Source organism: Priestia endophytica DSM 13796, assembly GCF_900115845.1.
Lineage (GTDB): Bacteria > Bacillota > Bacilli > Bacillales > Bacillaceae_H > Bacillus_I > Bacillus_I endophytica.
On record NZ_FOXX01000007.1, the window covers coordinates 235,648 to 248,297 of the forward strand.

The window sequence follows — 12,650 nt, forward strand, 5'->3', positions numbered from 1 at the left end:
CATAATGAAGAAAAATTGGTTACTGAACGCCTGTCTTGTTCCAGTTCTCTTACTTAGCGCGTGTGGAACAGAGAGCAGCAGTGGAGAAGAACGTAAGCAAGGGGGTGTAGGAGGCACGCTTGAGTTTTATACTTCACAACCTGATGAAGATGTTACAAAGCTCATTGAAGGGTTCAATAAAAAATACCCTGATGTAGAGGTTAAAGCTTTTCGTTCTGGAACAGAGGAAGTAGTGGGAAAAGTTCAAGCAGAGAAAAGAGCAGGAGATGTAAAAGCAGATGTTATGCTTGTAGCAGATAGCGTTACATTTGAAAAGTTAAAAGAACAAGATTTGCTTTTGTCCTATAAGTCGAAAGAAATCGAGCATATACCAGACGATTTTGTGGATGATGATTATATGTATACAGGAACGAAAATGATGGCAACAGTGTTAGCTGTAAATACGACAAATGTGAAAGAGCCTAAAGAAACGTGGAGCGTGTTAACTGATAAGAAAACAAAAGGGAAAGCTGTGATGCCAAGTCCTTTATATTCAGGAGCTGCGGATTATAATGTGGGCGTTATGAGCAGACAAAAGAAATTAAATTGGAATTTTTTTGACGAGTTAAAGAAGAACGATATGACCGTTGTACAAGGAAATGGTGCAGCATTAAAAGCAGTTGCGAGTGGCCAAAAAGACTACGGACTTGTTGTTGACTATCTTGCTTTGCGAGCTAAAAAAGAAGGATCACCTATTGAACTCATTTATCCTAAGGAAGGAGTTCCGGTCATTACAGAACCTGTTGGTATTATGGAAGGTACAAAAAATGAAAAGGCTGCAAAAGCATTTGTTGACTATATTCTGTCGGAAGAAGGACAAAAGCTTTCTGCTAACCTTGGTTACGCACCTATCAGACAAGAGATAGAGGCACCTGATGGTTTAAAATCGATGGAAAGTATTCAAATATTAGACTCCCCATTATCAGAGCTGTATAAGTCACGAGAAGAAGATAAGGAGCGGTTTAAAAGAATTTTCGGAAACTAGAGAGGTGCTATAAATGGAACGCTTTTCGTTAAGAAGACAAATTTCTTTGTCTTCTCTTTTGTCGACACGTTTAACACATGCTTTATTCATTAAACTCGGGATATTTTGTCTTCTATTTTTCTTTTTTCTGCTACCTATTGTTCGCCTTATTATAATGAGCTTCACAGAAGGTCATGAAATAAGTTTTTTGAATTATAGCTCTATTTTATCAGAAGCTGCTACATGGTCGATGTTAAAGAATACAGCTATCGTTGTTGGGGGAGCAACGATAGTGTCAATTTGTTTAGGGGTTTTGTTCGCTTGGCTTGTTGCTTACACAGATATTCGTTTAAAAAAACTTCTACAACTCTTCATTATGTTACCTTTTTTGATTCCATCCTATATAATGACGCTCGCTTGGACTCAATTTACAGAGAGAAACAGCTTTTTCATAAGTTTTTTAAAGCCTTTTTTAGGGGGTTCTCATCTTAATCTTTATAGCTATAGTGGACTAATCTTTTTGCTTGGAATTGTTCATTATCCACTTGTTTATTTGCTGACTCTTCATGTATTAAGAAAGATTCCAAGAGACTTGGAATGGGCAGTAAGAGCTTCGGGAGGAACGCGATTTACGATGTGTAAGACCGTTACACTGCCTCTAGCACTTCCAGGTATTATTAGTGGGGCGATGCTAGCCTTCTTAACAACTATTGATAATTTTGGTATACCAGCCTTTCTTGGTATACCAGCCAATATCCCTGTTTTAAGTACTGCTATTTATCAAGAAGTGATTGGGTTTGGAGAAGATGCTTTTGCAAGGGGAGCTGCGTTATCAGTCTTACTCGGCGTTATTGTGTTCATTTTTACTTTTCTTCAATATATACTGCTAAAACGATTTTCTTATCAGGAAACAGGTAGAGTAGAAAACGAACCACGCATTTTTTTAAAGAAAGGGAGATTGGCGATAGAAATAGTGTTATGGTCATTTCTGCTTTTCATAAGCATTGTCCCTTTATTTTCAATGGTTGGAACTTCTTTTATTAAGGCATATGGCTTACCATTTTCATTTGAAAATATGACGATGGAACATTATAAATATATTTTGTTTCAGTATGAAAAAGTAAAAATTGGAATTGTAAATAGTTTAAAGCTTGCTTTTTTTACAACTATCATTTGTCTTTTTATTGGAACGGCTATAGCTTATATACGAATACGATTTGATCGCCATGAAACAAGATTAACAGAAGGAATCATTAGCTTACCATATGCACTTCCAGGTATGGTGCTTGCTCTTGCTATGATTTTAGCTTGGGTACAGCCTGTTCCAGGGTGGAAACCTGGAATATATGGAACGATATGGATATTACTTGTTGCGTACGTTACAAGGTTTCTCATTTTGCAAGTCCGAAGTAGTATGACGGCTCTTTCGCAAGTTTCTACTGAGATGGAGGAAGCCGCACATATTAGTGGTGCTAGAGGTATAGCAAAATGGCGTTATATTATGCTTCCGCTTCTATTTTCAGGAGTACTCAGTGGCGCTTTTCTCGTTTTTATTACAACATTGACAGAGCTTACAGTTTCTTCATTGCTATGGTCGAGCGGATCCGAGACAATCGGACTGTTAATCTTTAGTTTCGAACAAGGAGGATACACAACGTATTCGACAGCTCTTTCAACCCTTATTTTACTGTTTTTAATGCTCACAAGCCTCATTATCTATTTGCTTATAAAATGCTTCAACAAGAAAGTAGGGAAAGTATGAATACAGTTGTTAAAAATGTATCAAAAAAATTTGGAGAAACATCAGCTTTATCCAGAATTAATTTAGATATTAGCAATGGGGAATTTATTGCAATTTTAGGTCCATCTGGGTGTGGGAAAACAACTCTTCTGCGCCTTATAGCTGGGTTTGATTCACCAACGGACGGAGAAATTATGATGAATAAAGAATGTGTAGCAGAAAAGGGAAAAGTGGTTCCACCTGAGAAACGAAATATTAGCATGGTATTTCAATCTTTGGCCCTTTGGCCACATTTAAAAGTAAAAGAGCAAGTGATGTTTCCATTGAAACATCATAAATTTATTGATCAGGAAATTAAAAAGAATGCAGATCAGCGCGTGCAGCAAATGCTTGAACTTGTTGGCTTGCAACATTTAGCAACACGTATGCCTCATGAATTATCAGGAGGTCAGAAGCAGCGGGTTGCCATTGCAAGAGCTCTTGCTCCAAATCCTTCTCTTTTATTAATGGATGAACCGTTAAGTAGTTTAGATGCTGAGCTACGGGCTGAATTGCGCAATGAAATTCAAACGATTCATAAGGTTACAAATACTTCTATTCTCTATGTTACTCATGATCAAACAGAAGCTTTAGCAATGGCAGATCGTATTGTTGTTATGAAAGAAGGAGCAATTGAACAAATTGGTACACCCCAAGATATTTATCACAATCCGAAAACTTCTTTTGTAGCCACATTTGTTGGGAAAGCGAACCTCATCCCTGGTAATTGGAAAGGGAATTATTTTCATCCTTTTTCGCATCAGACGCTAGCGTGGGATATCCCTTTTTCAACCTTTTTAAAAGAGGAGGGAAGCTGTGCAATAAGACCTGAACAGCTTTTGTTAGATTGTGTAGGCGAAGGAATTCCCTGTACTGTTAAAAATGTTCTTTTCCAAGGAAAAGAAATTCATTACACAATAAAGCTTAGCAACTGTACAGTGCGTGTGATAGGGTGTTTGAAAAAACGATTTAGCGTTGGGGAGAAAGCTGTCTTAAAGCTGAGAAGTGTTGAAGAACCAAGTCAAGAGATGGCTTCTATTATCGGAGTAAATTGAGAGTAGCTAAAAATTTAAACGTAAACTCAAAATGAAAAAAAATTAAAGAACATTAAAAAAGAGGGTTAATAAGACTCTTCAAGAAACTATATATTATAGAAGGTTTATATTACTACTATAAAAAAGGATGGTGCGCAGACATTGAAACGTGTATGTGTTTTTGCAGGGTCTAACATGGGACTTAATCCAGAGTATGCTAAACAAGCGAGAGAACTTGGGCGAGTCATTGCAATGAATGGGTTTCATCTTGTTTATGGTGGTTCTAAATTAGGGCTAATGGGAGAAGTAGCAAATGGCGCTCTAGAACAGGGGGGCCATGTTACTGGAGTTATGCCTAGAGGTTTATTTAAAGAAGAAATAGCTCACAGAGGTGTGAGCGACTTTATTGAAGTAGCGGATATGCATGAGCGAAAAGCGAAAATGTCAGAGCTAAGCGATATGTATGTAGCTTTACCTGGAGGATATGGAACATTTGAAGAGCTTTTTGAGGTCATCTGCTGGGCTCAAATTGGTATTCATAAAAAACCAATTGGATTATTAAATGTCGAAGGATATTATGATCCTCTGCTACAGCTTATTGAACATACTGTTAATTCAGGATTTATGCCGCGCGTGCATGGACAGTACGTTATGCAAGGATCCAATCCAAAATGTTTACTAGAATATATGCTTGATTTTATTCCAGAAGGATACAAAAGTAAGAGAGTGCCTCCTGCTGGTTGAGAAATAAAACAATAGAAAAAACGGTCATAACAAGTTATGACCGTTTTGTTTAGAAGGAAATCTCCTCAAAAGAGAAAATTTCATTATTTAATGAGACTCTCATAGCACAAAGCTTTCAATACGTCCCATGTTGGTGAAGAGCTTACTTTTGAACGTTAGCAGCTTGTGGACCACGAGCGCCTTCAACGATTTCAAATGTAACAGCTTGACCTTCTTCTAAAGTTTTGTAACCTTCACCTTGGATTGCAGAGAAGTGAACGAATACATCGTCTTGACCTTCTACTTCAATAAAACCAAAGCCTTTTTCAGCGTTGAACCATTTTACTTTACCTTCTAACATGTTATTGCCTCCTACTTGTGGAACAAAACCACTTGAAAATGTATATCCATTTCCACTCTTCTTATTCTAAAAAAGCGTTTTCTAAAATAAAGAAAGAGCTACAATGAACAATTATAGTTTAGCAAGTTTTTTGAATAATTACAAGACTTTAAATGTTGTATTTAGGAATAAAATGTTAAGAAAGTGCTTTCTAAGGGATTTATAGCAACATGCATTGATTCTTACTTGTTAAGAAAATGTAAATTCACTAGTAAAATAAATTTCACTCTTGCATAATAGCAATTATTAGAATATATCAAATAAATACAAAGGAGTAGTTATATGGAGCTAGTTATTTTACAAACGAGCGATATACATGGACATGTGTTACCAATTCAGTATGGAACAAATGAGAGAGCAGATCTCGGGATAGCTAAAATAGCAACAATGCTCAAACAAGAGGAAGAAAAAAGTAAATATGTGTTAAAAATAGATAACGGAGATTTAATTCAAGGAAGTCCGTTGCTTACATACTATATGAAATATGAACGAAATCATAAAAATCCAATGATCGCTATCCTAAATCATTTAAAATATGACGGGGCAGTTGTTGGAAATCATGAGTTTAATTACGGACGTGAAGCTTTAGAGGAAGCTGTAGCACAATCAAACTTTCCATGGCTGTGTGCTAACATTTTGGAGAAAGAAAAAGAAACACCTTTTTTAGGAACACCTTATATAATTAAAGAAATAAATGGGATAAAGGTAGCTGTTTTAGGAGTGACAACTCACTATATTCCAAATTGGGAAGAGCCTGCTCATATTGAAAACCTAGTCTTTGCAGATGCTCTAAAAGTAACTGAAAAATGGGTATCATATATTCATGAACACGAAAAACCACATCTTCTCGTTGTGTCTTATCATGGGGGATTTGAACGGGATTTGGAAACAGGTGAAGCTACTGAAACATTAACAGGAGAAAATCAAGCTTATGAGATTTGTCAGCATATTGAAGGTATTGATGTTCTTTTAACAGGGCATCAGCATCGCTCCTTAGCAGGAGAAGTAAATGGTGTGACAATTGTCCAGCCGAGCTTTTTTGGACAAGAAGTAGGAAAAGTTGTGGTTAAGTTTGAAAAAGAGGAAGAGGGCTATTCTATTCTAAAAAAAGAGAGCATGACACTATCTACAAAAGAAATTGTTGAAGACGAGGAAATAGTAGAACTTGTTCGTTATTATGAAGAGGGGACGCAAAAGTGGCTCGATGAGAAAATTGGAACTGCAAAAGAAAGTATGAAAATTGATGATGTCTTCCAAGCGAGAATAAAAGAACATCCACTTATTGAATTTATAAATAAGGTCCAAATGTACGCGTCAGGGGCCCAAATTTCTTGTACAGCTTTGTTTAACGACAGTGTAAAAGGATTTGATAAAGAGATTACAATGCGTGACATTGTCTCGAATTATATTTATCCTAATACATTAAAAGTTATTAGAGTAACAGGCTCTGATATGAAAGCAGCTTTAGAAAGATCTGCTTCCTATTTTGCGTTGGATGAAAATGGAGAATTAACCGTAAGCAAAGACTTTTCTTATCCAAAACCACAAGCCTATAATTACGATATGTGGGAAGGCATACAATATAAAGTTGATGTTTCCAAAAAAGTAGGCGAGCGTATTGTATTTCTAGAAAAAGATGGAGCACAAATAGAGGAAGAAGCCTTTTATGAAATTGTCACAAATGCGTATAGAGCAGGTGGCGGTGGAGATTATGAGATGTTTAAAAATAAGGATGTTGTAAGAGATATAACAGTTGCAATGACAGATTTAATTGCTGAATATATTACAAAGTTCTCTCCTATAGATGTTTCTGTTAATCATAATTGGGAAGTGATAGCTTCTGAAAAACTAGAATAACGATGTTCTTTAGAAGGAGATGAAAGAATGGATTTCACTAGGTTAGTAGAAGAGAAAATCAAGAAATCAATTGCTGACGGAGATTTTGAAAATCTAGAGGGAAAAGGAGAACCGCTCAAGCTAGAAGACTTATCACATGTGCCAGAGGAACTTCGTACTAGCTATAAAATTTTGAAAAACTCAGGATATCTTCCTGAAGAAATGATGTTGAAAAAAAATATTGCAGAATTAGAAGATTTGCTTGCTGTTTGTGAGGGTAAAGAAGAAAAGGAGCATCTTGAGGAGAAAATAAGTGAGAAACTGCTTTGCTTTAATCTTTTGATGGAGAAAAGGAAGCTAAGCCATTCACGTGCATTCAAGCAATATCAATCTAAAATTCATAACCGCTTATTTTAATAAAAGCGCTCCGAAATACAAGAACTATAAGTCAACAGGAGGAGCAACAATTGAAAGCATTTATAATTGGATTACTAACATTGCTTATTGTTTTCCTTGGAATATGGAAAACACAAAAAGCCGTCGGTGAGCAAGGACGATATGAACCTGTTTTGCTTCTCCATGGTTTTCTAGGTGGAGAACGTTCTTATAAGACTCTTATGGAGCGATTTGAGGAAAATGGCCAAGGATATAAAGCAGCTGTTTGTCGTGTTAATGAACGTGGTGTCGTTTCGTGTGAGCATAAATATCATTTTCAGCAAAAAACAGATCAGTTTCCTTTTGTACAAGTTATTTTTGAAGATGATCATGCAAGCATAAGTAAACAAGGAAAATGGGTCCAAAACGTAGTAAAAAAACTTAAAGAAAGTGAAAAAGTGGAAGGTTACCATCTTGTTGGTCATAGCATGGGTGGGCTTGCCGCTATTAAATATTTAGAAGAGACGAAAGATAAAAATGTTAAATCACTTACAACGATAGGTACCCCTGTTGGAGGATTAGATATTGATGAACTTGCTATAAACTATCCTAAAACAGAAAGCAATCGTATGTCAGAAGGAGCAAAAGATTTACAATATCACTCAGAAGCCATTACAAAACTTCAAAAAGAAGCAACAAAGCTGAAAGAATTATGTATTCCGATTCTTTCAGTTGCTGGAAATGTAAAACATAAAGGTGGAGATGGAAGCGTTCTGACGGAAAGTGCGTTTACGTTAGAACACTATGTTCCTAACATAAAGAAAAAAGAGTTTCCTTTATTGCACTCAGCACTTCATGAAAGTTCTGCAGTTGATAAAGTTCTTTATACTTTTTTGAAGGACAGTGAAAAGGATGACCGCAGCTAGCGGTCATCCTTTTTATTTGTTAATCAATTTTAAGTGTCCAGTTCAGTTCATCCTCTACAGAACCTGTTTGAATACCTGTAATTGTATTGTAAATGTCTAGAGAAAGCTGACCAGGTTTTCCATTACCTACTGTTAATTCACGTTCTCCCCATTTTAATTTTCCAACTGGAGAGATGACCGCAGCTGTACCTGTTCCAAAAATCTCTTCTAATTCCCCACGTTCATATGCTTCAAAAATTTCTTCAACTGAAATACGTTTTTGTTCAACTGGAATATTCCAATGTTCGAGAAGTTCAATCACTGAAGTTCTTGTAATCCCATCTAAAATACTTCCGCTAAGTTCAGGTGTATAAACTTTTCCACCGATTTTGAAGAAGATATTCATACTTCCTACTTCTTCAACATATTTCTTTTCAATCGCATCAAGCCAAAGCACTTGATCAAAGCCAAGTTTCTCTGCTTCTGTTTGAGCACGAAGGCTTCCTGCATAGTTTCCTGCTGTTTTAGCAATCCCTACGCCACCGCGTACAGCACGAACATATTCATTTTCAACGTAAATGCTAACAGGTTGAAGCTGCTCACCGCTGTTGTAATACGCACCAACAGGAGAAAGAATGATCATAAATTTATATGTTGATGAAGGACGTACCCCTAAAAATGCGTCTGTTGCAATAATAAATGGACGAATGTAAAGAGAACACCCTTCTTCAGTTGGAATCCAATCTTTGTCAATTTCGATTAAGTTTTTTAAAGCTTCCATTGCTAAATCTTCAGGGATTTCCGGCATGCTTAAACGTTCGTTAGATAGATTCATTCGTTTTACGTTTTTAAGAGGTCTAAAGAGTTGAACACGATTGTCCGATGTTCTGTATGCTTTAAGGCCTTCGAATACCGCTTGACCGTAATGGAATACCATTGAAGATGGCTCTAAAGTAAGCGGAGCGTAAGGAGTGATTCTTGGACTATGCCACCCTTTGTCAGTAGAGTAATCCATTGTAAACATATGGTCTGTAAAAAATTTTCCGAAACCAAGTTCACTGTGTTTGGGTTTTGTTTTTTTCTGAGAAGTTTTTGTTACTTCAATTGTTTGTAGCATATTTCTTACACCTCTTATAAAAAGAATTTTCAATCTATTTTTTTATTTTATGATATTACTCTATATTAATTTAAGTAATAACGCAATCGTTAGAAAACGCTTACGATATAAAAAATAAGAATTTATTCACTTTCTAAATGGTTTACTATGTTTAATAAATAAAACTCATCACTTGTCATATTAAGAAAATGAGTATGATAGAATAAGAGGATTAAAATTTTTGACGAAAAAAGGAGCGAAAAACATGCTGTATTTAGTTCGCCATGGTCAAACTGATTGGAATAAAAATGGACTCGTTCAAGGGCAGACAGATATTTCATTGAATAGTACAGGAGTTGAGCAAGCTCAGGCGTTAGCAAAACGGTTTCAAAAGGAAAATATTGATGTGATTTATGCTAGTGATCTTAAGCGTGCGTATGGAACTGCTGAAGAAATTGCAAAAGTAAAAAACATGAGAGTATCAGAAGGCCTTCGGGAACTTCGTGAACGATCATTTGGGGAGCTAGAAGGAGCGGAGATTCCTTTGTTGCAAGAAAAATTCCCTAATCTCGGTACAGATTGGAAAGAGGATCTTCCTCTTAATATAGAATCACTAGGAAACATGCAAAAACGAATGGTGAAGGAACTTACAAATATTATGACCCATCATCAAGGTGAGGATGTTCTTGTTGTAAGCCATGGAGCAGCTATTAACGTATTTATTCATTATGTTACAAGCGGGGAAAATGGAACAGGAAAAATGGTTTTAGCAAACACAGCTGTTAGCACATTTACTTTTGAAAATAAAAAATGGGCCATAGGTACGCTAAATGATGCATCACATTGGATAAAAGAAGCGAAAAGTAGCTAAAAAGTTGTGAAAAAATGTCTTATTTTGTTGACATGTGTCGAAATGTGTAGTAAATTTGTAAATAACTTATTAATACTGTAACAAAAAACATCTGAAAAAGCGATCAAATTTTACATTTGACGTTTTACTATTCTCTTTTTTAGTCTTTATTTATTCTGTGATCCCAACCTCACATTACGATCTTCCAGTCATCGTAATGTGGGGTTTTTTAATGTCTTGAAAATATATACTGTAGAAGCTTAGAGTTGATAGCTGAGACGTTCAGAAGCAAAGGAAAACAAGAAAGATAACCGTGTATGAAACGTTAAAAAGGAGGTGTGCAGTCACTTTTTGTAAGCGATTACAATATAGATAAATTACCGAAGGAGGAGAGAATGATGAAACAGAAGATTTCCATTATTGGCGTGCCAATGGACCTTGGTCAAATGAGGCGAGGAGTTGATATGGGACCTAGCGCAGTCAGGTATGCTGACTTAAGTGAAAGACTAAAAAAGTTGAATTATGATGTTACGGATGAAGGAGATATCGAAATTGAAATTAAAGAAAGAGCAGACCTTCATGATTATACATCTTTAAAAAATCTAGAAGCTGTAACAAAGGGAAATGAGCGACTAAGCACAAAAGTAAGGGAAGTGGTGGAAAAAGGAAACTTTCCTCTTGTGATTGGGGGAGATCATAGTATAGCAATTGGTACGCTTGCAGGAGTAGGAAAACGGGCTAACAATCTAGGGGTGATTTGGTATGACGCGCATGGAGATTTAAATACACTTGAAACCTCTCCATCAGGGAATGTCCATGGCATGCCGCTTGCAGTTAGCTTAGGAATAGGACATGAAAAACTAACGAATATAGGCGGATATATGCCAAAGCTAAAACCAGAAAATGTAGTAATAATTGGGGCTCGCTCTCTAGATGATGGAGAGAAAAAATTAATCCGTGATAAGGGAATTAAAGTCTATACAATGCATGAGATTGATCGATTAGGAATGACCAAAGTAATGGAGGAGACTATCTCTTATTTAAAGAAACGTACAGATCAAGTTCATCTTTCTCTTGATTTGGACGGTTTAGATCCAAGAGAAGCTCCTGGAGTTGGTACTCCTGTTGTTGGAGGGATTAGTTATAGAGAAAGTCATTTAGCAATGGAAATGCTTGCAGAAGCAGAATTTATTACTTCAGCTGAATTTGTAGAGATAAATCCAATACTTGATAACTCCAACAAAACTGCCGAAGTTGCGGTTGCTTTAATCGGTTCTTTACTAGGAGAAAAGCTTCTTTAACAAGAAAGAACTCTCTAAACTTAGAGAGTTCTTTCTTGTTAAGGGAAGACCGTTATTTTACTAATTAGAAAGCACAGAGTGAATTTTACGAATAGCCCAATCCAAATCTTCTTGAGAAATAATAAGTGGTGGTGCAAAGCGAATGACAGTATTATGTGTTTCTTTACAAAGAAGTCCTTCTTCTTTCAGACGTTCACAATAAGGGCGAGCAGATGTTGTTAACTCTACGCCAATAAAAAGGCCGCGCCCTCGAATTTCCTTAATAAGGGAGCTGTTAATTTTCTTTAGTTGTTCCTTAAAATATTCACCTAATCTGAAAGAGCGTTCTGCTAAATGTTCCTCTTCTAACACTTGGAGAGAAGCTAATGACACGGCACAAGCTAGAGGGTTTCCGCCAAATGTCGAACCGTGTGAACCAGGATTAAAAACGCCTAGAATATCTTTGTTTGCTACAACGCAAGAGATAGGAAAAACCCCACCTCCTAATGCTTTACCTAGGATAAGCATATCAGGTTCCACATCTTCCCAATCGCATGCAAACATTTTACCAGTACGAGCTAAACCAACTTGAATTTCGTCTGCAATAAATAAAACATCTTCCTTTTTACATATGTTTGCTGCTGCTTTTAAAAAACCTTCTGGGGGTAAAACAATGCCAGCTTCCCCTTGAATCGGTTCAATAAGAAAAGCAACTGTGTTTGGTGTAATAGCTTTTTGTAAAGCTTCTAAGTCACCGTAAGGAATTCGTTTTATCCCAGGAAGCAGTGGACCAAATCCTTGCTTATATTCTTCTTCAGATGAAAGCGAAACAGCCGACATTGTTCTTCCATGGAAATTTCCATCACACGCGATAATTTCTGCTTTATTTTCTTCAATCTGCTTGTTTGTATATCCCCATCGTCTTGCAGCTTTAATAGCTGTTTCAACAGCTTCTGCTCCTGTGTTCATTGGGAGAGCCATCTCTTTTTTTGTCAGTTTACAAATTGTTTCATACCAAGGACCGAGTTGATCGCTATGAAAAGCACGAGACGTGAGCGTTACACGATCTGCTTGTTTTTTTAATGCATCAATAATTTTTGGATGACGATGCCCTTGGTTAACAGCTGAATAAGCGCTAAGCATATCCATATAACGATTTCCTTCAGGGTCTTTTACCCATACTCCTTCAGCTCCTGAGATAACGATTGGAAGAGGATGATAATTATTTGCTCCATATGCTTCTGTTTGCTTAATAACTTCTTCAGAATAACTGTATTTTAAACTCATTGTAAAACCTCCTAATTTATCCTTAATCATGTAGTAGTTCCTGTTTATTCGGACTATAAGCACAGGAAAGAGAAAGCGTTT

12 protein-coding genes are annotated in these 12,650 nt (G+C 36.4%); 9 read left to right on the forward strand and 3 right to left on the reverse strand.

The window, feature by feature from the left end; genetic code table 11:
* The first annotated feature begins 4 nt into the window (after nt 1-4).
* The 4 genes from BM012_RS14995 (at nt 5) to BM012_RS15010 (ending at nt 4,561) form a co-directional block, all read left to right on the forward strand.
* Entirely contained in the window at nt 5-1,024 is a 1,020-nt protein-coding gene (locus BM012_RS14995; RefSeq protein WP_061803354.1) for an ABC transporter substrate-binding protein, read from the forward strand.
* Nucleotides 1,025-1,037: 13 nt separating this feature from the next.
* Nucleotides 1,038-2,765 (forward strand): ABC transporter permease, encoded by a 1,728-nt coding sequence (locus tag BM012_RS15000; RefSeq protein ID WP_061803355.1) that lies wholly within the window; start codon nt 1,038-1,040, stop codon nt 2,763-2,765.
* Nucleotides 2,762-3,838, forward strand: a complete 1,077-nt coding sequence (locus BM012_RS15005; protein ID WP_061803356.1) for an ABC transporter ATP-binding protein — start codon at nt 2,762-2,764, stop codon at nt 3,836-3,838. Before BM012_RS15000 ends, BM012_RS15005 begins: the two co-directional genes overlap by 4 nt.
* Nucleotides 3,839-3,979: 141 nt before the next feature.
* Nucleotides 3,980-4,561: an LOG family protein gene (locus BM012_RS15010; protein ID WP_019393751.1), complete on the forward strand. Its 582-nt coding sequence runs from the start codon at nt 3,980-3,982 to the stop codon at nt 4,559-4,561.
* A 142-nt stretch (nt 4,562-4,703) separates the two neighbouring features.
* Here BM012_RS15010 and cspD read toward each other — a convergent pair whose 3' ends face one another.
* Nucleotides 4,704-4,901 (reverse strand): cold-shock protein CspD, encoded by a 198-nt coding sequence (cspD, locus tag BM012_RS15015; protein WP_019393750.1) that lies wholly within the window; start codon nt 4,899-4,901, stop codon nt 4,704-4,706.
* A 321-nt stretch (nt 4,902-5,222) separates the two neighbouring features.
* Here cspD and BM012_RS15020 point away from each other — a divergent pair, with 321 nt between their 5' ends.
* Genes BM012_RS15020 through BM012_RS15030 form a run of 3 tightly spaced genes read left to right on the forward strand, consistent with a single transcriptional unit; the run spans nt 5,223 to nt 8,077 of the window.
* Nucleotides 5,223-6,797, forward strand: a complete 1,575-nt coding sequence (locus tag BM012_RS15020) for a bifunctional metallophosphatase/5'-nucleotidase (RefSeq protein ID WP_061803357.1) — start codon at nt 5,223-5,225, stop codon at nt 6,795-6,797.
* Between the two features lie 27 nt (nt 6,798-6,824).
* Entirely contained in the window at nt 6,825-7,193 is a 369-nt protein-coding gene (locus tag BM012_RS15025) for a DnaJ family domain-containing protein (RefSeq protein WP_061803358.1), read from the forward strand.
* Between the two features lie 50 nt (nt 7,194-7,243).
* Nucleotides 7,244-8,077, forward strand: a complete 834-nt coding sequence (locus BM012_RS15030) for an alpha/beta fold hydrolase (RefSeq protein ID WP_061803359.1) — start codon at nt 7,244-7,246, stop codon at nt 8,075-8,077.
* A 19-nt stretch (nt 8,078-8,096) separates the two neighbouring features.
* On the opposite strand, the gene BM012_RS15035 is transcribed toward BM012_RS15030, so the two are convergent.
* Nucleotides 8,097-9,173 carry a branched-chain amino acid aminotransferase gene (locus tag BM012_RS15035; protein ID WP_061803360.1) on the reverse strand — a complete coding sequence of 359 codons (1,077 nt, stop codon included), beginning with the start codon at nt 9,171-9,173 and terminating at the stop codon, nt 8,097-8,099.
* Between the two features lie 244 nt (nt 9,174-9,417).
* Between BM012_RS15035 and BM012_RS15040 the strand changes: the two genes are divergently transcribed.
* Nucleotides 9,418-10,023 carry a histidine phosphatase family protein gene (locus tag BM012_RS15040; RefSeq protein WP_061803819.1) on the forward strand — a complete coding sequence of 202 codons (606 nt, stop codon included), beginning with the start codon at nt 9,418-9,420 and terminating at the stop codon, nt 10,021-10,023.
* Between the two features lie 377 nt (nt 10,024-10,400).
* Entirely contained in the window at nt 10,401-11,303 is a 903-nt protein-coding gene (gene rocF / locus BM012_RS15045) for an arginase (RefSeq protein ID WP_061803361.1), read from the forward strand.
* Nucleotides 11,304-11,363: 60 nt separating this feature from the next.
* Here rocF and BM012_RS15050 read toward each other — a convergent pair whose 3' ends face one another.
* Complete coding sequence (locus BM012_RS15050; RefSeq protein WP_061803362.1) at nt 11,364-12,569, reverse strand: ornithine--oxo-acid transaminase; 1,206 nt, start codon at nt 12,567-12,569, stop codon at nt 11,364-11,366.
* Nucleotides 12,570-12,650: the final 81 nt, after the last annotated feature.

Excerpts from the sequence above, each read along its gene's own strand:
- BM012_RS14995 (WP_061803354.1), top strand. The coding sequence starts at position 5 with ATGAAGAAAAATTGGTTACTGAACGCCTGTCTTGTTCCAGTTCTCTTA.
- BM012_RS15000 (WP_061803355.1), top strand. The coding sequence starts at position 1,038 with ATGGAACGCTTTTCGTTAAGAAGACAAATTTCTTTGTCTTCTCTTTTG.
- BM012_RS15005 (WP_061803356.1), top strand. The coding sequence starts at position 2,762 with ATGAATACAGTTGTTAAAAATGTATCAAAAAAATTTGGAGAAACATCA.
- cspD (WP_019393750.1), bottom strand. The coding sequence starts at position 4,901 with ATGTTAGAAGGTAAAGTAAAATGGTTCAACGCTGAAAAAGGCTTTGGT.
- BM012_RS15020 (WP_061803357.1), top strand. The coding sequence starts at position 5,223 with ATGGAGCTAGTTATTTTACAAACGAGCGATATACATGGACATGTGTTA.
- BM012_RS15025 (WP_061803358.1), top strand. The coding sequence starts at position 6,825 with ATGGATTTCACTAGGTTAGTAGAAGAGAAAATCAAGAAATCAATTGCT.
- BM012_RS15035 (WP_061803360.1), bottom strand. The coding sequence starts at position 9,173 with ATGCTACAAACAATTGAAGTAACAAAAACTTCTCAGAAAAAAACAAAA.
- BM012_RS15040 (WP_061803819.1), top strand. The coding sequence starts at position 9,418 with ATGCTGTATTTAGTTCGCCATGGTCAAACTGATTGGAATAAAAATGGA.
- rocF (WP_061803361.1), top strand. The coding sequence starts at position 10,401 with ATGAAACAGAAGATTTCCATTATTGGCGTGCCAATGGACCTTGGTCAA.
- BM012_RS15050 (WP_061803362.1), bottom strand. The coding sequence starts at position 12,569 with ATGAGTTTAAAATACAGTTATTCTGAAGAAGTTATTAAGCAAACAGAA.